Here is a 22,169-nt window from a genome sequence, read left to right on the forward strand (position 1 = left end):
CAGCACGTAAGGGAGACCATCTTCATGAGCGGCAGCAAGGCGAAACAGGCGCGGGAGGACACGGCAGCCCGGCTTCAGGCCGTCAAAGCGGCCCAGGCCCGGCAATCACGGAAGCGTAAGCTGCTCTGGGCCGGCGGCGGTACCGTCGCCGTGGCGCTGGTGGGATCCCTGGTCACGGTCGCGCTGATCAAAGATCCGCCCCCGCCCTCGGCAGCGAGCATCCAGATCGCCGGCCTTCAGACGTTCGAGAACCTGACCTCCAAGCATGTGGCCACCCCGGTGTCGTACCCGCAGGCCCCGGCCGTCGGCGGGGACCATGCCAGCGCCTGGCTTAACTGCGGCGTCTACTCCCAGCCGGTTCCGGCCGAGAACGCGGTCCACGCGCTGGAGCACGGCGCCGTCTGGGCGAGCTATGACCCGGCCGCTGTCTCCGAGGCCGACGTTGAGACCCTGCGGAAGGCGTTGCCCGGCACCTACACCGTCCTCTCACCGCTGACAGGGACCGCCTCACCGATCATGCTGTCCGCCTGGGGCGCCCAGGTCGGCGTGGACTCCCCCGCCGACGAGCGGATCAAGGACTTCGTCGCCAAGTTCTGGCAGTCGTCGAATGCCCCCGAACCCGGTGCCGCCTGCACCGGAGGCATTAACGCGCCCGGCCGCATCGCGTGAACGCAGAGGCTGCCGGCAGTAGGGCCGGGAGCCGGGTGCGGCGGCCGCTGGCCGTCCTCGCCGCCGTCGTGCTCACCGTCCTCGCCGGCTGGGCCCTGGGCCGCCTAACCGCACCAGCCCCTGCTTTCCCCCCTGCTTTTCCCTCTGGGGGCACCGCCGAGGCCGGCTTCGCCCGGGACATGCAGGTCCATCACCTGCAGGCAGTGGAGATGAGCACGCTCGTCCGGGACCGCACGGACGACCCGGACATCCGCCGGCTCGCGTATGACATCGCCCGGTCGCAGCAGCAGCAGGCCGGACAAATGTTCGGCTGGCTCTCCGTCTGGGGGCTGCCGCAGGCGTCCACCGCGCCCGCCATGGCGTGGATGACCGACGGCGGCGGCCTCTCCGCGGACGACGGCGGCCACGCTGCGCACGGCAGCGGCGCGGACGCCTCCACCCCCAAAACGGAAACCCTGATGCCCGGCATGGCCACCCCTGCGGAGCTGGCGGCACTCGAAGCCTCCACCGGCGCGGCGGCCGAACGCCTCTATCTGGAGCTCATGATCCGGCACCACCAGGCCGGAGTGGCCATGGCCCGGGCGGTCGTGGACCGCAGCGACAACGTGGCCGTGACCTCTCTGGCGCGGTCAGTCGTGACCGCCCAGCAGTCCGAGGCCGACTACATGTTCCAGCTCCTCACGGCCCGGTAGTCGGGAAAGCGGGAAGATCCCTTCGCATAGACGGCGGTGGCTGCCGATTTGAGGGCTGCTGGAGGTGTTCCCCCATCCCCGCGTTACAAGCCGCCGCGCTCGCGTCACTCCCCGCTGACGTTTTCGGTATCCGGAACGGTCAGCTGGGACTCGAACATCCGGAAGTACCGGCCCCGCAGCGCCACGAGTTCCTTGTGGGTGCCCTGTTCCACCACGCGGCCGTCCTCGAGCATGTACACGATGTCCGCCTTCTCGATGGTCGCGAGCCGGTGGCTGATGGCAATGATCGTGCTGCTGCGGTCGGCGAAAAGCCGCGTGAAGATCCGGTGTTCGGCCAGCGCGTCGATGGCGGAGGTGGGCTCGTCCATCACCATGAAGGAGGCGTTCCGGTAGAAGTTCCGGGCCATCGCGAGACGCTGCCACTGGCCGCCGGACAGGCCGCTGCCCTTGCGCCCGCGGGGGTCCTCCATCCAGTTGCTGACGTGGTTGTCCAGTCCGTTGGGCAGCTTGTTGAGAAAGTCCAGCGCCTCGGCATCCGCGGCGGCCCGGCGGATCCGCCCGCCGTCCCGGGGCGAGTCGACGTCACCGAAGAAGATGTTCTCCGCGGCGGTGGCGAACTCGTACTTGAGGAATTCCTGGCTCAGCACCGCCAGATGGCGGTGCCAGGACGTGACGTCGACGGCGGCGAGGTCGACGCCGTCGAGCAGCACCTGCCCGGAATCGGGGCGGTAGAGCCCGGCGAGGATCCGGATCAGGGTGGACTTGCCGGCACCGTTCTCCCCCACGATGGCGATGTGCTGGCCTTCCCTGATGGTCAGAGAGATGCCCTTGATGACCTCCAGTTCGCTGCCGGTATAGGTGAAGCGGATGTCCCGCAGTTCCACGGTCTTCGGTGCCTGCAGCAGGGGCGGGGCATGGCTGGAGTGCACCGGCATCGCCATGAACAGCTCGTAGTCCTTGAGGTTGGCGAGGTCCTCGTCGATGGAGCTGAGCGAGGACACGAGGTTGTTGGCCGTGGACAGGGCGCGGCTGACAATCTGCTGCACATAGAGGAACTGCCCCACCGGCTGCGCCCGGGCGATGATCTGCCCCACCACCCAGATCAGGGACACCACCTCGGCGCCGTATTGCAGGGCGTCGGCGGCGAGCTGCCTCGGGATGTAGCGTTTCTGGAAATCCAGCCGCCGCTTCTCGTCCGCGTCCCGCAGCCGGGAGCGCAGGTCCATCAGGTAGCCGACGATCCCGTAGAGGCGCATCTCGGCAATGTGCTGCGGGCGAAGCAGGTTGGTCTCGATCATCCGGCGCCGCCGGCGCGAGTCGACCTGGGTGTTCCAGTGCGCGATCTGTTCGCGGGAGAGCTTGAACTGCAGGTAGACGCTGGGGACGATCGCGACCAGGACGATCACCGCTATCCACCAGCTGACCAGCAGCAGCGCGCCGATCGCCAGGACCACAGAGACGAGCTGGGTGAAGATCGCGGCGATCCGGTCCAGCACCCGGCCGTAGGAATCGGAAAAGCGCTTGGCGCGGTCGTAGAGGTCGATCGTTTCCTTGTCGTCGTAGCGCCAGAACTCAAGCGCCAGGAACCGCTCATACATGAGGTCGCCCACGATCGCTCCGACCCGGAAGCTCATGAGCTGCTGGATGTACCGGTCCACGCTGCTGAAGGAACCCCAGAACAGCCCCAGCGCGGCGGTGATAATGACGTAGACGATGGCCTGCTGGCCAGCCGCGGCGTTGCCCGAGTAGGCGGCCGCGAGCGCTGTGGTGGTCAGCGCGGCGAAGTAGGTGGTGACCAGCGGCAGCAGGGCCGAGATCAGCGAGCCCACGACCTTCATCAACACTGCGGCCGGCGAGGCCCGGAAACTGACCCGGAGCACCTGCGCGACGGCCCGCGCATAGGGCCTCAGCGCAAGCTTGCGCTTCGGCTCACGCGCGGGAAGGAGTTCGGACATGCCTTCAGCCTAGTTGCGGGCTCCGCCACAGGCACGGACCGCAGACACTGGCCGCTGACGAGAACAGGTCATGGGGAGCGTTCCCATGGCCCGTGTCCGGTGATCTCCGGCCGGCTTAGCGCGAACCGTAGTTCGGTGCCTCCACCGTCATCTGGATGTCGTGCGGGTGGGATTCCTTCAGCCCTGCCGGCGTGATCCGGACGAACTTCCCGCGGGCCTTGAGCTCGGGGATGGTCGGGGCGCCGGTGTAGAACATCGTCTGGCGGAGGCCGCCCACCAGCTGGTAGGCCACGGAGGCGAGCGGGCCACGGTAGGCCACGCGGCCTTCGATGCCTTCCGGGATGAGCTTGTCATCGCCGGAGACGTCGGCCTGGAAGTACCGGTCCTTGGAGTAGGAGGTGTTCTTGCCGCGGGTCTGCATCGCACCGAGCGAACCCATGCCGCGGTAGAGCTTGAACTGCTTGCCGTTGACGAAGATCAGGTCACCCGGGGACTCGTCGCAGCCCGCCAGCAGCGAGCCGAGCATGACGGTGTCCGCGCCGGCGACCAGCGCCTTGCCGATGTCGCCCGAGTACTGCAGGCCGCCGTCGGCGATCAGCGGCACGCCGGCGGGGATGGCTGCCTTGGCGGACTCGTAGATGGCGGTGATCTGCGGGACACCGACGCCGGCAACCACCCGGGTGGTGCAGATCGAGCCGGGGCCCACGCCGACCTTAATGCCGTCGGCACCGGCGTCGATCAGAGCCTGGGCTCCTTCGCGGGTGGCCGCCTGGCCGCCGATGATGTCCACGTGGGCGGCGACGGGATCCGATTTCAACCGGCGGATCATGTCCAGCACGCCCTGCGAGTGGCCGTTGGCGGTGTCGACAAAGAGGGCGTCGACGCCGGCGTCGATCAGGGTCATGGCGCGCTCCCAGCCGTCGCCGAAGAAGCCGATGGCGGCGCCGACGCGCAGCCTGCCCTCCTCGTCCTTGGTGGCCAGCGGGTACTGCTCGGCCTTGGTGAAGTCCTTGGTGGTGATGAGGCCCTTGAGCCGGCCCTGCTCGTCAACGAGCGGGAGCTTCTCGATCTTGTTGGTCGCGAGCTTGTGCGACGCCTCCTCGCGGCTGATGCCGACGTGCCCGGTGACGAGGGGCATCTTGGTCATGACGTCGCTGACGAGGCGGAGCGGGAAATCCGCTTCCGGCACGAACCGGGTGTCGCGGTTGGTGACGATGCCGAGCAGCCTCATGCCCTCGTCCACGACCGGCAGGCCGGAGACCCGGTAATGCGAGCAGATCTCGTCCAGTTCGGCCAGCGTGGCCTCGGGGCCGATGGTGAGCGGGTTGGTGATCATGCCGGACTCGCTGCGCTTGACCCGGTCAATCTGGTCGGCCTGGTCCGCGATCGAGAGGTTGCGGTGCACGACGCCGAGACCGCCCTGGCGGGCCATGGCGATGGCCATCCGGGACTCGGTGACGGTGTCCATGGCGGCGGACAGCAGCGGCGTCTGGACCGAGATGCGCTTGGAGATCCGCGAGGAGGTGTCCGCCTCGGAGGGGATGACGTCCGTGTGGCCGGGCAGGAGCAGGACGTCATCGTAGGTCAGGCCGATGAAGCCGAAGGGGTTGTGTTCGGGCTGGGTCATGAGTGCGCCTCTTACCTTGGTTACCGGGTTTCACGGGTAGGGGTTGCAGCAGATGACCAGCCAGTCATTACGGGCGTGGCCTGTGCAGAAGTGTTGAATAAATAATAGAACCTTGGCGGCGTCCGCCATATTCCGGAGCGGAAATGTGAGCAACGGCATCCGCTCCCGCCACGCCTTTTACCGTGTGGGACAGCCGGGCCGTCACGTCCAGCCGGTGGATGCCAACAGCCGCTGTTCGAACATGGGGATCATGCTCTGGACATAGGTCTTGGTCAGGTGGTTGTCGTCCTTGTAGACGTAGACATTGCCGACGACGGCGGGGCAGATGCCGCCGGCGCAGATGAAGTCGCTCAGGTCCATGAGGTGCAGCCCGGGGACTTTGCCCCGGTACGCGTCCAGCGGCGAGGACTCGGCCAGGGATTCCTGCAAGGGAACGTTGCACTCCGGTGCGCCCGGGCCGTTCTTCTGCACGCATTCGGGCATGTTCATGCTGAAGCGCGGGTTGTCGCGGACGCCCACCACTTCCATGCCCGCATCGGTGAAGGGCTTGATGCCCTCCAGATACTGGGGCACTTCGGTTTCGAACGGGGCGTCCTTGTACGTCTGCGAGGCGACGGTGAAGACTGCGTCCGGGCGGTGTTCCAGGACGTACTCGGCACTGGCCTTGTTGAAGGCGTTGCACTCTGCGTCACGGTCCGCGGATTCCCCGCCGAAGCGGCAGTTGCCTTTCAGGAGGGTGACGACTTCCCAGCCGTGGCTCCGGGCGATCGGTCCGAGGGCCGCCATGTACTGCTGGGCATGTGAGTCGCCCAGCACCACGATCCGCTTGGTGACGGTGTCCGGACGGCTGTTCTGCAGGCAACCGGCGAGCAGGGGGTCGCTCGGGACGTTCTCGTCCGTGCACAGCCCGTCGATGTCCGCCCACTCGTTTTTCATCGCGACGGGGGCAGGGATGATCTTGGCATCCGGCGTCGATTTGCCCGCATACCCGGGCGACAAGGCGGCGGCTCCCGGCGTCAGTTCCCTTGGCTGCGACGCCGCGGCGGCCTCCTCGGCCATCAGCTTGCTCTGCCACACGGACACGGGTCCCGCGAGCAGGGCGCCGCACGCCACGATCACGACGGCGTTCCGCCAGGCGCGGCGCTGCGGCCAGTGCCATTCACGCAAGGGCTTCTCCACGAACCGGGTGGTGAGCACGGCCAGCACCACGGACGTGGCCACGATGGCCAGGCCCTGCACGAGGTTCGGCGAGCTGATCCCCATCCCGGCGAGGGCCAGCACCAGGAGCGGCCAGTGCCACAGGTAGAGGGCGTAGGAGTTGTCGCCGAGGGCAACGAGCGGCTTCCAGGTGAGGAAGCGGTCCACACCGAAACGGCTGCCGCTCTGCCCTGCCACAATGATGGCGGCCGCGGCGAGGGTGGGCCACAGGGCAATGAAGCCGGGGAAGGAACGGTCCACGGTCAGCAGCAGCCCGCAGGACAGCATGGCGGCAAGGCCGGTCCAGCCCAGCGCCACCCGCAGGATCCTGCCGGGCTTGAGGTAGGGCACGGCGAGCGCCAGCAGGGAGCCGAGGGCGAATTCCCAGAGCCGGGCGCGAGTGTCGAAGTAGGCGTAGGCCTGGTTCGTGGCGGTCTGCTGAATCGAGTACAGCAGCGAGGCAACGAAGATTGCGCCGAAGACCACGGCCAGCAAAACCCGATAGTTCAGCCGGTCCTTCAAAGGAGTCCAGCGGCCGAGGCCGCGGCAGAGCAGCTTGCGGAGCAGCGCGGCACCGGCAAACACGAGCGGCCACAGCAGGAAGACCTGGCCCTGGATGGACAATGACCAGAAGTGCTGCAAGGGGCTGGCACCGGAATGGTCCTGCGCGTAGTAGTCGACGGCGGTGTCCGCCAGGAGCCAGTTCTGCCGGTACAGCAGGGAGGCCCAGGCCTGGTCCAGCACATCCGGCCACCGGCTTTCCGGGAGGATGGCCCAGGTGCCGGCCAGGACGCCGAGGATGACCACGACGACGGCGGGCAGCAGCCGCTTGAGCAGGTGGAGCCAGTGGCTCAGGAGCCGCAGCGGCTTCCCGCTTTCCACCTTCCCGGCGAAGCTGAGCGTCATCAGGAAGGCAGAGATCAGCAGGAAGATGTCCACCCCGCCGGAGACCCGGCCGAGCCACACGTGGTACGTGACCACCATGAGGACGGCGAGGGCCCGCAAGCCCTGGACTTCGGGGCGGTAGCTGGATTTTCGGCGCGCCGGAGAACCCGCGTCCGCGGTGTGCGGGCCGGCAATGGTTCGCTCGTTCGACACAAAGACCCTTCAAACCGGTTTCCCAAAGCATCAATGTTACCGAACCGTAATTTATCTGGCCAATCGTGGCGGGGGGCGCGGGGGTCGGGGGGATAACGGGGGCAGTGCGGGGTTTTCCGCGGCCCGAGGCCGCGCCGGCGGCTAGTCTGTTACGAGTCAGAGGAGGCGGCATTGTGATCGCGGAACTGCGAATTTGTGTGCCGGAAAAGCTGTCCGGCGTCGTGGTGGAGTGTTGCTCCGGCGAGCTCGGCGTGGCGGAAGTCGCCCGCCACCCCGGGGCGTCCGTGCTCCCTCCGGGGGACGTCATCCACGTCCTGCTGGCGAGGGAGTCGGTCGAGCGGCTGGTGGAGAAACTCCATGCGCTGAACGTCCGGGAACTCGGCTCCATTTCGGTCACGATGCCGGACCTCGTGCTCTCCGACCGCGCTGACCAGGCGGTGGCGGCAGCCCCGGGTGAGGGGGCCGACGCCGTGATCTGGGACGAGGTCTCCAGGCAGACGGGCGAAGACTCGCGGCTCACATGGAGCTATCTGGCCTTCCTGGTCCTGGCGACCCAACTGGCGGCCATCGGCATCGTGACCGACTCGACCATCGCCATCGTCGGCGCCATGGCGGTCGGGCCGGAGTTCGGCCCGCTGGCTGCCCTGGCAGTGGCTCTTGTGCGCCGGCAAGGGCCGCTGGGACGCGGCGCGGCGCTGGCTCTCGGCGTCGGCTTCCCGGTAGCGATGCTGGCGGCTGCCCTGACCGCGTGGCTGTCGGTGCCCCTCGGACTCTTCCCCGCCGATGCACTGGACCATGGCTCCGCCGTCGAATTCATCTACCACCCGGGCCCCTACTCGCTGATCGTCGCCGTCCTGGCCGGGACCGCAGGCATGCTCTCCGTGATCAGCCAGAGATCCTCGGCGCTGATCGGGGTGTTCATTTCGGTGACGACCGTTCCGGCCGCCGGCTTCGTCGCCGTCGCCCTGGTGCTGGGCGAATACGAGAAAGCCGCCGGCTCGGCGCTGCAGCTGTTCCTGAATCTGGTGGGCATTGTGGTTTCGGCGGCGGCCGTGCTGGTCTTCTACCGGCTCATCACCAAGCGGCTCCCCCGGGACGCCGCACTGCGCCTGCGGCGCAAGGCCCTGCGGTCCCAGCGCTAAGCCTCGTTTCCGGGCCGGACGGCATAGAAAAGGCCGGCCCGGGCGATGCCGGACCGGCCTTGACTACAGCGACTTGGAGCTAGTGCTGGTGGCCCGCGTGCTGGTCTTCATCGGCAGGCTTCTCGACCACGAGGGTTTCCGTGGTGAGAACCAGTGCCGCGATGGAGGCCGCGTTGCGGAGGGCCGCCCGCGTCACCTTCACGGGGTCGATCACGCCGGCCGCGATCAGGTCTTCGTATTCGCCGGTCTTGGCGTTGAAGCCCTGGTTGTCGGCGGATTCGGCCACCTTGGCGACGACGACGTAGCCGTCGAAGCCGGCGTTCTGGGCGATCCAGCGCAGCGGCTGGGTCAGTGCCCGGCGGACGATGCCGACAGCTGCTGCCGCGTCACCTTCGAGAGCCTGGACGGCCGGGTCCTCGTCGAGCGCCTTGAGGGCGTGGATGAGGGCGGCGCCGCCGCCGGCCACGATGCCTTCTTCGAGGGCAGCGCGGGTCGAGGACACGGCGTCTTCGATGCGGTGCTTCTTTTCCTTCAGCTCGACCTCGGTGGCAGCGCCGACCTTGATCACGCCGATGCCGCCGGCCAGCTTGGCCAGGCGTTCCTGGAGCTTTTCCTTGTCCCAGTCCGAATCCGTGCGGGTCAGCTCGGCGCGCAGCTGGGAAACACGGGCTGCGACATCCTCGGCCGAACCGGCGCCGTCGACGATGGTGGTGTTGTCCTTCGTGACGGTGATGCGCCGGGCGGTACCCAGCACCTCGAGGCCTACAGTGTCCAGGCTGAGGCCCAGTTCCGGCGAGACAACCTGTGCACCCGTGAGGGTGGCGATGTCCTGCAGCATGGCCTTGCGGCGGTCACCGAAGCCCGGAGCCTTGACGGCAACGACGTTCAGGGTGCCGCGGATGCGGTTGACGATCAGCGTGGAGAGGGCCTCGCCGTCGACGTCTTCGGCAATGATGAAGAGCGGCTTGGAGCTCTGCAGCGCCTTTTCCAGCAGCGGCAGGAAATCCTGCACGGAGGAGATCTTGCCCTGGTTGATCAGGATCAGGGCGTCTTCGAGGACGGCTTCCTGGCGTTCCGCGTCGGTGACGAAGTACGGGGACAGGTAGCCCTTGTCGAACTGCATGCCCTCGGTGAGGACCAGTTCGGTCTGCGTGGTGGAGGATTCCTCGATGGTGATCACACCATCCTTGCCGACCTTGCCGAATGCCTCGGCCAGGAGCTCGCCGACCTCGTCGCTCTGGGCGGAGATGGAGGCGACGTTGGCGACCTGGGTGCCTTCGACCGGGCGGGCGTTCTCGAGCAGGCGGGCGGCGACAGCCTCAACAGAGACCTCGATGCCGCGCTTGATCTGGCCCGGTGCGGCGCCTGCCGCAACGTTGCGGAGGCCTTCCTTGACGAGGGCCTGTGCCAGCACCGTGGCGGTGGTGGTGCCGTCACCGGCAACGTCGTTGGTCTTGGTGGCGACCTCCTTGGCGAGCTGCGCGCCAAGGTTCTCGAACGGGTCGTCCAGCTCGACTTCACGGGCGATGGTGACGCCATCGTTGGTGATCGTGGGGGCGCCCCACTTCTTGTCCAGCACGACGTTGCGGCCGCGCGGGCCAAGCGTCACCTTGACCGTGTTGGCGAGCTTATCGATGCCGGCTTCAAGCGACCGGCGGGCAGCGTCGTTAAACGCAAGCTGCTTTGCCATGGTTTTGTCCTTTCAAGACAGAACCCCGCGCAACTGACCCGTCTGAGAAGGATCGGCGGCGCGGGGGTCCAAGAGAGTTACTTTACGACGATCGCCAGAACGTCGCGGGCGGACAGCACGAGGTACTCGGTGCCGCCGGTCTTGACTTCAGTTCCGCCGTACTTGGAGTAGATGACAACATCGCCGGTGGCGACGTCGATCGGAACGCGGTTGCCGTTGTCGTCGAAGCGGCCGGGGCCTACTGCAACAACTTCGCCTTCCTGCGGCTTTTCCTGCGCGGAGTCCGGGATAACCAGGCCGGAGGCCGTGGTCTGCTCGGCTTCGAGCGGGCGGACAACAATACGATCCTCAAGAGGCTTAATAGAGACCGACAAGGACCTCTCCTATTCGTCAGCAAATTCATGGACTTTAAAGCTGTGGTGCCAAGGCGTGCAAACCGTCGTCGCGGTGCCGGCAGCAGCCTGGCTGTGAAGCTTCAGTTGTTAGCACCCTCCTAGGGAGAGTGCTAACAACGACTCTATGTAAATGGTTAGCACTCGGTCAAGGCGAGTGCCAGAAGTTCATCCGGGGTGAACGCCCGGGGCGGCCGGGATGCAGGCTGTCGGCTGCCGGTGCGAACGCCGGCGGGCGGCAGGATTACTGTCCCCCGAGGTCCTCGAAGTCCACTTCCTCGCCGTCGTCCGCCTCGTCGTTCCGGCCCGGTTCATTCCGCTGGCGGTACAGCAGGAATCCGCCCGCGGCGGCGAGTGCGAGGCCGATAACCAGGAAGATGGTGCCGCCGACCTTGGCGGCAGCGTAGCTCTCACGGATTGACCGGGCTTCGTCGGTGGCGTCCGTGACGTCCTTGCCGCCGACTGAATAGACGGTCGCGTTGAAGGAGTCCAGGAAGAAGATGATGACCAGGAGGGCCACGCAGACGACGGCGATGACGCCGCCGGCAATCAGCGCCGGCCTGGCGTACCGGGCAACGCCGTGTCCGGCAAGATGCTGACGGCCCGGGCGGCCCTCTTCGGCGTCCCGCCGGGCGGCGTCCGGGTCCGTGTAGGCGTCTTGGGTCCCGTTGTCTTCCGTACCGCTGTCGTCCATGCCGTCCAGCCTAGCGGGCGCATCGGGGCACCGGCGCCTGAACTAGGCTTGATTCCATGGCTGACGCACCGCAGGACCAGATCGCCCCGCTCCTCAACCCCGAGGGCTGGGAGCTGCTGGCATCGCTGGGGCCGTACGAGGAGGATGAGGCTTTCCGGCTCAACGCCTCGCTCCGGAAGTCCGGCCACTCCCCCGAACTCGTTTCGGCGGTGCTCACCCAGTCCCGGCTCCGGACCAGGGCCGAGGCCAAGTTCGGCGAATTTGCCCGGCAGATGATCTTCACGCAGGCGGGGCTGGAGCAGGCAACCCGACTCACCGTGGCGGCCCGGCACGCGCAGCGCTTCGCGGAGGCCGGCATCCGGCACGTAGCGGACCTGGGCTGCGGCCTGGGCGCCGACTCGATGGCACTGGCGTCCCTGGACATCCAGGTCACCGCGGTGGAGATGGATGAGACCACGGCCGCATGCGCCACCATGAACCTGATCCCCTTCCGGAACGCCACCGTGGTCCACTCCGATGCCATGGCGGTGCCGCTCGAGGGAATCGACGGCGTCTGGCTGGATCCCGCCCGCCGCACCACCTCCACCTCGGGGACCAAGCGGCTCTGGGACCCGGAGGACTTCTCCCCGCCGCTGTCCTTCGCCGAGTCCCTGGCCGACTCCGGGCGCGCCGTCGGTGTGAAGATGGGCCCCGGCATGCCGCACGACTCGGTCCCAGCAGCTTGTGAGGCGCAATGGGTCTCGGCCGGCGGCGACGTCACCGAGGTGGCGCTGTGGTTCAACGCCGTGCGGCGTCCCGGGGTACGGCGTGCCGCCCTCCTGCTCGGCCCGCAGGGTGCCGCGGAACTCACCAGCTCCGAGGAGTTCGACGGCGGCCCGGTTGCCCCGGTGGGACCCGTCGAGGGATATCTGTACGAGCCCGACGGCGCAGTCATCCGTGCCGGTCTGGTGGCCGACGTCGCGTTCCAGCTGGGCGGGCATCTGGTGGACGAGCATATCGCCTACATCTGCGCCCCGGAGCTGAAGGACACGCCGTTCGCACGGGCGTACCGGGTCCTGGAGGTGATGCCCTACAACGTCAAGGCGCTCAAGGCCTGGGTCAAGGACCGGGGCATCGGAGTGCTGGACATCAAGAAGCGCGGCACCTCGGTGACGCCGGAGGAGCTGCGGAAGCAGCTGCTCCCTGCTGGGAAGAACACTGCCGGGAAAAATAGGGGCAAGAAAACGGCCACCCTGGTCCTCACCAGGATTGGCGAGGAGCGGGTGGCCATTTCGGTGGAGCCGGTCCAGCACTAGCTCTACCGGCACCGCAGGGCTACTGTGCCCGCATGAACTCCTCGGCGGCCCGGACCTGCTCGTCGCTCGGCCGGACGCCGGTGTACAGCACGAACTGCTCCAGGGCCTGGATGGTGGCCACCTCGGCCCCGGTGATCACGGTCTTGCCGGCGGCGCGGCCGGCCCTGATGAGCGGCGTCTCGGCCGGCAGGGCGACGACGTCGAAGACCACCGTCGCGGCCTCCACCGCCTCCTGCGGGAAGGACAGCGAATCGGCGTCCGGGCCGCCGGCCATACTCCCTGCCATACCGATAGGTGTGACGTTGATGAGCATCTGCGCAGCTCCGGCCCCGTCAGCCAAGGGAACGGGGACCTCGGACAGCCACGCGAAGCCATAGAGTTTGGCGAGCGCCCGTCCCGGGGCCTCGTTGCGGGCTATCACGGTCACGTCCCGGAAACCGGCGTCGCGCAGCGCCGCCGCGGTGGCCTTGGCCATGCCGCCGGAGCCGCGGAGCCACACCGAGGAGCCAGTGGGGACGGCATTGCGTTGCAGCAGCTGCTCGATCGCCGTGTAGTCGGTGTTGTACGCGGTGAGCCGTCCGGCGTCGTTGACGATGGTGTTGACCGAATCGATCGCCTTGGCGGACGGGTCCATCACGTCCACGAGGGCAATGACATCCTCTTTGTACGGCATGGAGACGGCGCAGCCGCGGATTCCCAGGCCCCGCACGCCGGCGATCGCCTGGGCCAGGTCGGTGGGTGCGAAGGCCTTGTAGATCCAGTTCAGGCCAAGCTGTTCATACAGATGGTTGTGGAAGCGCGTCCCGTTGTTGCTCGGACGGGCCGAGAGGGAGATACACAGCGTCATGTCTTTGTTCAGTATGGGCACCCCTCCATTAAACGCCAGCGGCGCCGGCATCCCCGGAACTGCCGTCACTTCCGCTGCGGTCAGAGTCCTTTTGTGAACACTTTCACGTTCCCGCTGCAACTTGGCCACCGACCCGGCGCCACCCCTGCACTAGACTTGGACCACCGTTGCCCCCGCCAACTTCCCTGCCAGTACCGCTGCCAGATGGGTCACGGCAACGGACAGCAGAACAGTGAAGGGACCACATGAAGATTGATTTCGCTTCATCCAGGCAATCATCTCTTGGTGTGGAATGGGAGCTCGCCCTCGTCGATGCAGAAACCGGCGAACTGGCCTCCGTCGCCAACGAGGTGCTCCGCGGAGTTGCCGCCGCGCATCCCGAGCTGAACGAGGACGACGAACACCCACACATCAAGCAGGAGTTGCTGCTGAACACGGTGGAACTGGTCACCGGAATCTGCACCACGGTGGCGCAAGCGAAAGCCGACCTGGACAGTTCGCTCGCCGCGGTCCGCGACGTGACCGACCCCATGGGCGTCGAGATCTTCTGCGCCGGCAGCCACCCCTTCAGCCCGCCCCAGCTCCAACCCGTGACGGACAAGGCCCGCTACGCCAAGCTCATTGACCGCACCCAGTGGTGGGGCCGCCAGATGGTCATCTACGGCGTCCATGTGCACGTCGGACTCGACAGCCGGGACAAGGTCCTTCCCGTGCTGGACGGCCTGGTGAACTACTTCCCGCATTTCCAGGCCCTCTCCGCCTCCAGCCCGTTCTGGGGCGGCGAAGATACCGGCTACGCCTCGCACCGCGCCCTGATGTTCCAGCAGCTGCCCACCGCTGGCCTGCCCTTCCAGTTCTCCAGCTGGGAGGACTACGAGACCTACGTCCAGGACATGTTCACCACCGGCGTGATCGACACGCTGTCCGAGATCCGCTGGGACATCCGTCCCGTCCCCAACCTCGGCACCATCGAGATGCGGATCTGCGACGGCCTGGCCACCCTCGAGGAGGTCGGCGCCATCGCCGCCCTGACGCAGTGCCTCGTCGACGAGTTCTCCACCACCCTGGACAACGGCGGCACCATCCCGACCATGCCGCCGTGGCATGTGCAGGAAAACAAGTGGCGCGCCGCCCGCTACGGCCTGGACGCGATCATCATCCTCGACGCCGAAGGCAAAGAACAGCTCGTCACCGAACACCTCCGCGAGACGGTCAAGCGGCTCGAACCCGTCGCCGCGAAACTCGGCTGCACCGCCGAGCTGGCTGATGTCTTGAAGGTCATCGAGCGCGGCGCCGGCTACCAGCGGCAGCGCCGTGTCGCCGCCGAGCACGGCGGCGACCTGCGCGCCGTCGTCCTGGACCTCGTCAAGCAGATGCGCAAGGGCCCCGAAGCCTGACTCCGCTTCCCTGCCAGGGCGGCCGGGAAGGGCGGCCGGAGCGGCCGTCCTGTTCAGGCGGAAACGCTGGTGACCGGCATGGACGAATCCGGTGCGAAGCCGATGCCGCTCGGTGCAATCCCTGCCATTACCAGCTGGGCGCCGAGTGCTGCGACCATGGCGCCGTTGTCCGTGCACAGCGATAGCGGCGGGACCGTCAGCCGGATCCCGGCCGCGCTGCAGCGCTGCTCGGTGAGCTGGCGCAACCGGGAATTTGCGGCCACGCCGCCGCCCAGCAGGAGCTCGGTGATGCCGTTCTCCCGGCAGGCCAGCACTGCCTTGGCCGTGATCACGTCCACCACGGCCTCCTGGAAGGCTGCGGCGATATCCGCCACCGGCACCGTCTCGCCGCGAGCTTCGAACTGCTCGACGCAGCGGGCGACCGCGGTCTTGAGTCCGCTGAAGGACCAGTCGTAGCGGTGCGGGCCGGGTTCCTCCGCAGTTCCCATGTACTTGGGCTGGCTGAGCCCGCGCGGGAAACGGATGGCCTTGGCGTTGCCGGTGCGCGCCAGCGCGTCGATGGCCGGTCCGCCTGGGTAGCCCAGGCCGAGCAGCCGCGCCACCTTGTCGTACGCTTCTCCGGCGGCGTCATCGATCGTGGAACCGAGCAGTTCGACGTCGTCGGTGATGCTCCGGATCCGCAGGATTTCGGTGTGGCCGCCGGAAACCAGCAGCGCGCCCAGGTTTTCCGGCGGGGTCCCCGGCAGCGATCCCGGAGACGGCTCCGCTCCGCCGTCGGGCTGGAGCAGTCCGACGCCGACGTGCGCCACGAGATGGTTGATCGCGTACAGCGGCTTGCCGGTGGCGACGGCAAGCGCCTTCGCGGCACAGACTCCGACCATGAGGGCCCCCGCGAGTCCGGGCCCCGAGGTGACGGCGATGGCGTCGATCTCCTCCAGCGTCACACCCGCTTCCGCGAGCGACTCACGGAGAGTCGGCACGAAGGCGTCCAGATGGGCCCTGGAAGCGATCTCCGGGATGACGCCGCCGAACCGGACATGTTCCTCCATCGAGGACGCAACGGTGTTGGTCAGCAGCCGGGTTCCGCGGACAATCCCGACGCCGGTCTCGTCGCAGGAGGACTCGATGCCAAGGACCAGCGGCTGGTCGATGTGCTGGGTGCGGTTCATGGGCGGCCTGCTTCCCGGGGCTCAGGGGTGTCGGGGGTGTTGGCTGCGCCTGGCGCGTTCGCTGCGGCGTCCAGCCGGAGGCGCATGATCAGGGCGTCGACGCCGTCGCGGTAGTACCGGGGGCGGACGTGGATCTGTTCAAAACCGAAGCGGCGGTACAGCTGCTGGGCCCGGGGGTTGTCCGCGCGGACTTCCAGCAGCACGTCTTCGGCGTGCCGCAGCCGGCTTTCCCGGATGAGTTCGGTGAGGAGGGCAGAGCCGATGCCCTTGCCTTCCTGCTCCGGGACCACGGCGATGGTCTGGACATCCGCGATCGGCTCGATGCACATCAGTCCGGCGTAGCCCACAATGCGCCCGGCATGTTCGGCGACCAGGTAACGTCGCGTTTCCGCCTGCGCCAGCTCATCAAGGAACATCGGCAACGGCCAGGCGTCCACCGGAAACAGCCGCCGCTCGAGTTTGTGCACTGCCGGGATGTCAGCGGCGGTCATGTCCCGCAGCGCTATTCCGCCGGGCAACGACGCCGGCACAGCGTCCGACCCGCTCACAGCGCCCGCTTCCGGGGGCCGGGAACCTGGGCGTCGGACTCGCGCAGGTAGAGCGGGGTCGAGTCGAGCAGCTGCTCCCCGGCGGCGAGCCGGGCGAGCGCAAACTGGCCCAGCGAGAGCGCCTCCGGCTGGCGCGAGCTGAATTCGGGGACTGCCTTGACGGCGTCGGCGTAAATCCCGGCACCGGCACCGTAGACGGGGAGATCCGGAAGATCGGCGGCGAACCCCACATGCGGCCCGTCGAGCAGTGCGGGGAGCTGCCCTCCGGCCAAGGCGTAGCGGGCCCAGTAGACCTCCTTGCGCCGCGCGTCCGTGGCCACGATGAACTCCGGCGCGGCGTCGACGGACTCGGCGACCTCGAGGGCGACGGCGTCCAGGCTCATCAGCCCGTACAGGGGCTTGCCCCAGACGAAGGCGAGCGTACGGGCCGTGACAATGCCGGAGCGCAGTCCGGTGAAGGGGCCGGGGCCCACCCCCGTGACAATTGCGTCGACGTCGTCCCCGCTCAGTCCTGCCTCGGCGAGGAGCCTTTCGATTCCCGGGGCAAGGACCTCAGCGTGGCTCCGGGTGTCCTCGGTGGCAAAGCTGCCCACCACTGACTCCGGGGCATCATCGGAGACGAGTGCGGCACTCGCCACGGCCGAGGTGTCGATTGCGAGGATCAGCATCAGGAGTTCCGTTCCGTTGGCTCAGGCAGGGGTCCGGCCGCGGTCCCGGGCAGGGCCCCGGGCTCGGTCCCGGGCAGGGCCGGCGGGTTGACCCAGCGCGGACCGTAGCCGCGGATAACCACGGTGCGGGGCTCGTCGTCGTCCTCGGTGTCGAAATCAAGAGTCTCCGCGTGCGAGGCATCAGCGTGTCGGGTGGGGGCAGCCGGAGTGGGGCCGCCGAGGGCATCCCTGCTGGCGCAGCCGAGGGTGCGGACCAGGTCCACCTCGAGCCGGCTGTCGCTCAGGTGCTCCACCCGTCCGCGGCCCCACTCCACCACGGTCACGGCGCTGTCCATGGTGTTTTCCAGGTCGATGTCGTCGATCTCGGCGGCGGACCCGAGCCGGTAGGCGTCCACATGCACCAGGTCCGGGCCGCCCGGCCGAGGCCCGTCGGGCAGGTTCGGGTGGATGCGGACCAGCACGAAGGTGGGTGAAATGATCCCGGCGCGGACGCCCAGACCTTCCCCGAGCCCCTGCGCGAACGTGGTTTTCCCCGCTCCCAGTTCGCCGGTGAGAATCAGCAGATCCCCGGCCTCCAGCGTGGTGCCGAGGCCCGCGGCGAGGGCGTGCGTCTGGTCCGCGGTCCGGACTTCCAGCGTCCGCTCCCACTCCGGGGCGCTCACTGCCGCTGCTCCCCGCTGCGGCGGGGCGCCTCGTTCCGGGGCTCCTCGCTCACGGGCTCCTCGTTCACGGGCTCCTCGTTGATGTAGCGGCGCGGTACCCGTGGACTGATCCGGGTGACGATTTCGTAGTTGTTGGTGCCGGCGGCCCTGGCCCAGTCCTCTGCCGTCGGCCCGCCGTCGGCGCCGTTGCCGAACAGCACAGCCTCGGCGCCGAGCACGCTGCGGCCGCCGGCGGAGACTTTCAGGGGTCCCAGGTCGATCACCATCTGGTCCATCGCGATCCGGCCCACCACCGGGTAGGTCACGCCCTCCACCCGGACGGGCCCGCCGGTGGCGATGCGTGGAACGCCGTCGGCATAGCCCAGCGGAATGAGCGCGAGAGTGCTGGGGCCACCGGTGCGGTAGTTCAGTCCGTAGGAGACGCCCTGGCCGGCGGGCACGTCCTTGCAGTGCGAGACGACCGTGCGGAGCGTCATGGCGGGGCGCAGGCCCAGCTCTGCGGCGCTCTGCTCCTCGAAGGGTGACAGGCCGTACAGGCCCAGGCCCACCCGGACCAGGTCGAAATGCGTGTCGGGACGGGAAAGGGTGGCCGGAGTGTTTGCCAGGTGCCGCACCTCGGGGTCGACGCCCGCGTCCCGGGCGATCGCGAGAACCTCCCGGAAGGCCGCAAGCTGCTCATCGGTTTCGGGCCGCTCGGGTTCGTCTGCGACGGCGAGGTGGGAGAAGATGCCCACCACCCGCAGCAGGCCCTGGTCCTGGTACTCCATGGCTTCGCCGACGAGGCTGTCCCAGGCATCCAGGGTCGCGCCATTGCGGCCGAGTCCGGTGTCCACCTTCAAGTGGATCCGGGCCGGCCGCTCCTGCTCGCGGGCCGCCGTCACAATCCGCTGGAGCTCCCAGCCGGAGCAGCCGATGTCGATCCCGGCGGCCACGGCGGCGGCGAAGTTGCTCTCGGGGGTGTGCAGCCACGCCAGCAGCGGGGCCTCGATACCGGCCGCCCGCAGGGCCAGGGCCTCGGAGATGTGGGCCACGCCCAGCCAGCTGGCGCCGGCGCTGAGGGCTGCGCGGGCAACGGGGACGGCGCCATGGCCGTAGGCATCAGCCTTGACCACCGCCATGACCTGCGCGGGCGAGGCCACGGCGGCGAGGTGCCGTACATTGTGCCGGATGGCTTCGAGGTCTATTACTGCCGAGCGTTCCTCGGCGAAGGCCGGCGCGGCGTGTGAAACGGACCGGAAATCGCCTGTAGCTGCTGGGTAAGTCACTTAACGATTCTAGGGGCGGCAACGCATCCGGCTTAATTCGGGCGGTTGCACCTCGCCCGCGTCCCCCGCCGACAAGAGTGGACATGCCCTCCCCGCACTAAGGACATGCCCATTGTTCCCGCCAGGGACTGGGCACAATGGAATCATGTCCACGCCACGGCCCGGGCGGAGGGCATGTCCAGCGCTCGCGCGCCGAGTCCAGGTTCACGCACCGCGTCCCCCGCCGACAGTGGACATGCCCTCCCCGCGCTAAGGACATGCCAATTGTTCCCGCCAGGGACTGGGCACAACGGAATCATGTCCACGCCACGGCCCCTGGCGGAGAGCATGTCCAGCGCTCGCGCACCGAGTCCAGGTTCACGCACCGCGTCCCCCGCCGACAGTGGACATGCCCTCCCCGCGCTAAGGACATGCCCATTGTTCCCGCCAAGGACTGGGCACAACGGAACCATGTCCACGCCACGGCCCGGGCGGAGCGCATGTCCACCGGCACGGTGCGCGGCTGTGCGCGGCCGCAGCCGGCCGGTGGATTCAGGCTAAGCGTCGGAGAGGTGCGCGATGGTCGCCGTCGCCCGCCGCTGCGCCTCCGCCGGCACGTCGCGGACGATTTCGTCCAGGAAGCAGTAGCGGCGCAGCCATTGGCTGCTCTGGCGTTCCTTCCGGGCGTTGGCGCGTTGCCACCAGTCGGCGATGTCGCCCCAGCCGGGCGCGGCGAGCGAACCGCCGACTTCCTGCACGGCCAGCGCGGCGCACAGGTTGGCGAAGCGCAGCCTGTCGCCGAGGGGCCAGCCCGCGAGGCAGCCGACGATGAAGGCGGCGCCGAAGCAGTCCCCGGCACCAGTCGGATCGTAAGCGGAGACCGGCAGGGACGGCACCCATTCCTCTTCGCCCGTTTCGGAGTCGACGGCCATGGCACCCTGAGGGCCCAGTGTCACCACGGCCACCGGCACCTTGTCCGCCAGCGAGTACAACGCCGACCACGGATTGTCCCGCCCGGTGAACGCCATCGCCTCGTGCTGGTTGGGCATGAAAGCGTGGAAGTACTGCAGGTTGTCCAGCCGAGTCGATGACCAGGCCCCGGTGGGATCCCAGCCGACGTCTCCGAACATGCGGACTCCGGCCTTGTGGGCGTCGAGGGCCCAGGGCTCCATCTCCTCGTCGAGCTCCGCGACGGCGGCGAGCGCGGGCGGCGGGCAGCCGATCAGCTGGGTGGAGGTTACCGGGGCCGGATGGCCGTGCGTGACCATGGACCGGTCCTGCTCCACGCTCAGCGACACCGTCACGGGAGAGTGCCAGCCCGGTACCCGCCGGGAAAGGGACAGGTCCACGTGCTCCTGCGCGGCCAGAATCTTCCAGTTGTAGTCACCGTAGCCGTCGTCACCGAAGGCGGCCGCAAGGCCGGTCCGCAACCCCAGCCGGGCCGCGGCGATGGCCTGATTGGCGACCCCGCCGGGGCAGCTGCCCATCCCGTCACTCCAGATTTCGGTGCCGGCAACCGGTGCGTGCGGCAGCCCGGTGAAGATGATGTCCTGGAACACGGTACCGGTCAGGAGCAGGTCGAAACCCTCCGCCGCCGGGGTACGGACGGAGGAAAGCGGGTCGAAGCGCCGCGTCGGAGTCGCGTCCATGTATGGCACACTACGCCGTCCCGGTACGGGTGGAAAGGCGCCCCGACGCCGGCGGAGCAGACATGAATAAGCAGGCACTAAAAAGGCAGGCATGAACAGGCAGGTGTGAATAGACTGTCCGCATGCGGCTCATGATTGCCGGCGGCGGCGGATTCCGGGTACCGCTGGTCTACCGGGCGCTTTGCTCCGGGCCTTTCGCCGGGCTGGTCCGGGAACTCGTGCTGTACGACGTCGACCCCGGCCGGCTGGCCGCGATCGACGCAGTGCTGGCCTCGCTGGCGGCGCGGCAGGCATCCGCCGGCTTCTTCCCCGGGAGCTTCCCGGCCGTCCGCGCCACTACCTCGCTGCCGGAGGCCCTCGACGGCACGGACATGGTGTTTGCCGCCATCCGCCCCGGCGGCACTGCCGGCCGGACCGCCGACGAGCGGATCGCCCTGGACCTGGGGCTGCTCGGCCAGGAGACAACGGGCGCCGGCGGCATCTCCTACGCACTGCGGTCCATTCCCAAAATGCTGGGGCTCGCCACGGAAATGCGGGACCGCTGCCCGGAGGCCTGGCTGCTGAACTTCACGAACCCGGCCGGCATAGTCACCGAGGCCCTGGTCCCGGTGCTTGGCCGCAAAGTGGTCGGCATCTGCGATTCCGCCAGCGGGCTCGCGCACCGCGCGGCTCGGGCGGCCGGCGTCGCGCTGCCCGAAGGCCGGCTCGACGGCGTCGGCTACTACGGACTCAACCACCTCGGCTGGCTCTACCGGCTGGAATCCGGCGGCCGGGACGCCCTGCCCGGGCTGCTGGCGGACGCCGCCGCCCTCTCCGGCTTCGAGGAAGGCAGGCTGTTCCGGCAGCCGTTTCTCGCCGAGCTGGGGTGTCTGCCGAACGAATACCTCTATTACTACTATGAGACCGGGCGCGCCCTGGCCGGCGTCCGCTCAGCCGCCCAGACCCGGGGTGAGTCCATCGACCGGCAGCAGTCCGAGCTCTACCCGAGGCTTGCCGCCGCCGGGGCCGAGGCGTATCCGCTCTGGGAGGCCGCGCGCCGGTCCCGCGAGGAGGGGTACCTGGCCGAGGCCCGCCCGGCCGGCGAGCGCCGGGACGAGTCGGACCTCGCCGGCGGTGGCTACGAACGGGTGGCCCTGGCAGCGATGCGAGCCCTGTCCGGCGGCGGCGCGACGGACTTGATCCTGAACGCGCCCAACGCCGGGCCCGGCCCGGGCGATCTGGTCACTGCGATTCCGGGGCTGCCCGTGGACGCCGTCGTCGAGGTTCCCTGCAGGGTGACGCCCGACGGCGTGGTGCCGCTCCCGCAGCAGCCTCCGGCGCCCGCGCAGCTCGCTCTCATGCAACGGGTCAAGGACGTTGAACGGCACGTCGTGGAGGCCGTTTCGGACGGGCGACGGGAGGCCGCACTGGCAGCCTTCGCCCGGCATCCCCTCGTTGATTCGGACGCCCTCGGCGGCAAACTGCTCGCCGGCTATGAGGCCGCGTTCCCGGAGCTGCAGCAGCTCTGGCGCGGCGGCGGCAGTTGAAGCACCTG

Annotated in this window: 19 protein-coding genes; 6 read left to right on the forward strand and 13 right to left on the reverse strand. The window is 68.4% G+C overall.

Features of this window, described 5'->3' with window-relative positions; all coding sequences use genetic code 11:
* The first annotated feature begins 24 nt into the window (after window positions 1-24).
* Window positions 25-669: a DUF3105 domain-containing protein gene (locus ACQCSU_RS06425; protein WP_426978907.1), complete on the forward strand. Its 645-nt coding sequence runs from the start codon at window positions 25-27 to the stop codon at window positions 667-669.
* The gene (locus ACQCSU_RS06430) at window positions 666-1,361 is read left to right on the forward strand and encodes a DUF305 domain-containing protein (protein ID WP_426978909.1); all 696 of its coding nucleotides are present in this window, start codon (window positions 666-668) and stop codon (window positions 1,359-1,361) included. The genes ACQCSU_RS06425 and ACQCSU_RS06430 overlap by 4 nt, the downstream gene beginning before the upstream one ends.
* Before the next feature lie 104 nt (window positions 1,362-1,465).
* On the opposite strand, the gene ACQCSU_RS06435 is transcribed toward ACQCSU_RS06430, so the two are convergent.
* From ACQCSU_RS06435 to ACQCSU_RS06445, 3 genes are all read right to left on the reverse strand, one after another.
* Window positions 1,466-3,316, reverse strand: coding sequence for an ABC transporter ATP-binding protein (locus ACQCSU_RS06435; RefSeq protein WP_426978910.1), 1,851 nt, complete (start codon window positions 3,314-3,316; stop codon window positions 1,466-1,468).
* A gap of 115 nt (window positions 3,317-3,431) precedes the next feature.
* The gene (guaB, locus tag ACQCSU_RS06440; RefSeq protein ID WP_426978911.1) at window positions 3,432-4,943 is read right to left on the reverse strand and encodes an IMP dehydrogenase; all 1,512 of its coding nucleotides are present in this window, start codon (window positions 4,941-4,943) and stop codon (window positions 3,432-3,434) included.
* Window positions 4,944-5,144: 201 nt separating this feature from the next.
* Window positions 5,145-7,238 carry an acyltransferase family protein gene (locus ACQCSU_RS06445; RefSeq protein ID WP_426978912.1) on the reverse strand — a complete coding sequence of 698 codons (2,094 nt, stop codon included), beginning with the start codon at window positions 7,236-7,238 and terminating at the stop codon, window positions 5,145-5,147.
* A 173-nt stretch (window positions 7,239-7,411) separates the two neighbouring features.
* Here ACQCSU_RS06445 and ACQCSU_RS06450 point away from each other — a divergent pair, with 173 nt between their 5' ends.
* Window positions 7,412-8,380 carry a DUF389 domain-containing protein gene (locus ACQCSU_RS06450; RefSeq protein ID WP_426978913.1) on the forward strand — a complete coding sequence of 323 codons (969 nt, stop codon included), beginning with the start codon at window positions 7,412-7,414 and terminating at the stop codon, window positions 8,378-8,380.
* Between the two features lie 79 nt (window positions 8,381-8,459).
* Here the strand turns inward: ACQCSU_RS06450 and groL are convergent, their stop codons facing one another.
* The 3 genes from groL to ACQCSU_RS06465 form a co-directional block, all read right to left on the reverse strand.
* Entirely contained in the window at window positions 8,460-10,070 is a 1,611-nt protein-coding gene (gene groL, locus ACQCSU_RS06455) for a chaperonin GroEL (protein WP_426978914.1), read from the reverse strand.
* A 77-nt stretch (window positions 10,071-10,147) separates the two neighbouring features.
* Window positions 10,148-10,444, reverse strand: coding sequence for a co-chaperone GroES (gene groES, locus ACQCSU_RS06460; RefSeq protein WP_123255329.1), 297 nt, complete (start codon window positions 10,442-10,444; stop codon window positions 10,148-10,150).
* A 262-nt stretch (window positions 10,445-10,706) separates the two neighbouring features.
* Window positions 10,707-11,156: a hypothetical protein gene (locus tag ACQCSU_RS06465; RefSeq protein WP_426978915.1), complete on the reverse strand. Its 450-nt coding sequence runs from the start codon at window positions 11,154-11,156 to the stop codon at window positions 10,707-10,709.
* A gap of 56 nt (window positions 11,157-11,212) precedes the next feature.
* Between ACQCSU_RS06465 and ACQCSU_RS06470 the strand changes: the two genes are divergently transcribed.
* Window positions 11,213-12,451, forward strand: a complete 1,239-nt coding sequence (locus tag ACQCSU_RS06470; RefSeq protein WP_426978916.1) for a THUMP-like domain-containing protein — start codon at window positions 11,213-11,215, stop codon at window positions 12,449-12,451.
* Between the two features lie 19 nt (window positions 12,452-12,470).
* Here the strand turns inward: ACQCSU_RS06470 and ACQCSU_RS06475 are convergent, their stop codons facing one another.
* Window positions 12,471-13,298 (reverse strand): shikimate 5-dehydrogenase, encoded by an 828-nt coding sequence (locus tag ACQCSU_RS06475; protein ID WP_426978917.1) that lies wholly within the window; start codon window positions 13,296-13,298, stop codon window positions 12,471-12,473.
* 245 nt (window positions 13,299-13,543) lie between these two features.
* Between ACQCSU_RS06475 and ACQCSU_RS06480 the strand changes: the two genes are divergently transcribed.
* Entirely contained in the window at window positions 13,544-14,695 is a 1,152-nt protein-coding gene (locus tag ACQCSU_RS06480) for a glutamate--cysteine ligase (RefSeq protein WP_426978918.1), read from the forward strand.
* A 53-nt stretch (window positions 14,696-14,748) separates the two neighbouring features.
* On the opposite strand, the gene tsaD is transcribed toward ACQCSU_RS06480, so the two are convergent.
* The 6 genes from tsaD to ACQCSU_RS06510 all read right to left on the reverse strand — a co-directional run bounded on the left by tsaD (window position 14,749) and on the right by ACQCSU_RS06510 (window position 20,635).
* Window positions 14,749-15,864, reverse strand: coding sequence for a tRNA (adenosine(37)-N6)-threonylcarbamoyltransferase complex transferase subunit TsaD (gene tsaD, locus ACQCSU_RS06485; protein ID WP_426978919.1), 1,116 nt, complete (start codon window positions 15,862-15,864; stop codon window positions 14,749-14,751).
* Complete coding sequence (rimI, locus tag ACQCSU_RS06490; protein WP_426979732.1) at window positions 15,861-16,355, reverse strand: ribosomal protein S18-alanine N-acetyltransferase; 495 nt, start codon at window positions 16,353-16,355, stop codon at window positions 15,861-15,863. Before rimI ends, tsaD begins: the two co-directional genes overlap by 4 nt.
* 53 nt (window positions 16,356-16,408) lie before the next feature.
* Window positions 16,409-17,080 carry a tRNA (adenosine(37)-N6)-threonylcarbamoyltransferase complex dimerization subunit type 1 TsaB gene (tsaB, locus tag ACQCSU_RS06495; RefSeq protein ID WP_426978921.1) on the reverse strand — a complete coding sequence of 224 codons (672 nt, stop codon included), beginning with the start codon at window positions 17,078-17,080 and terminating at the stop codon, window positions 16,409-16,411.
* Window positions 17,080-17,742: a tRNA (adenosine(37)-N6)-threonylcarbamoyltransferase complex ATPase subunit type 1 TsaE gene (gene tsaE, locus ACQCSU_RS06500; RefSeq protein WP_426978922.1), complete on the reverse strand. Its 663-nt coding sequence runs from the start codon at window positions 17,740-17,742 to the stop codon at window positions 17,080-17,082. Before tsaE ends, tsaB begins: the two co-directional genes overlap by 1 nt.
* A complete protein-coding gene (gene alr / locus ACQCSU_RS06505) occupies window positions 17,739-19,007 on the reverse strand; it encodes an alanine racemase (RefSeq protein ID WP_426978923.1) in 1,269 nt (422 codons plus the stop codon). The genes tsaE and alr overlap by 4 nt, the downstream gene beginning before the upstream one ends.
* 536 nt (window positions 19,008-19,543) lie before the next feature.
* Window positions 19,544-20,635: a carbohydrate kinase family protein gene (locus ACQCSU_RS06510; RefSeq protein WP_426978924.1), complete on the reverse strand. Its 1,092-nt coding sequence runs from the start codon at window positions 20,633-20,635 to the stop codon at window positions 19,544-19,546.
* Window positions 20,636-20,757: 122 nt separating this feature from the next.
* Between ACQCSU_RS06510 and ACQCSU_RS06515 the strand changes: the two genes are divergently transcribed.
* On the forward strand, window positions 20,758-22,161 hold the full coding sequence (locus ACQCSU_RS06515) for a 6-phospho-beta-glucosidase (protein ID WP_426978925.1): 1,404 nt from the start codon (window positions 20,758-20,760) through the stop codon (window positions 22,159-22,161).
* Window positions 22,162-22,169: the final 8 nt, after the last annotated feature.

Origin of the sequence: Pseudarthrobacter sp. O4 (assembly GCF_050157025.1) — a bacterium.
Lineage (GTDB): Bacteria > Actinomycetota > Actinomycetes > Actinomycetales > Micrococcaceae > Arthrobacter.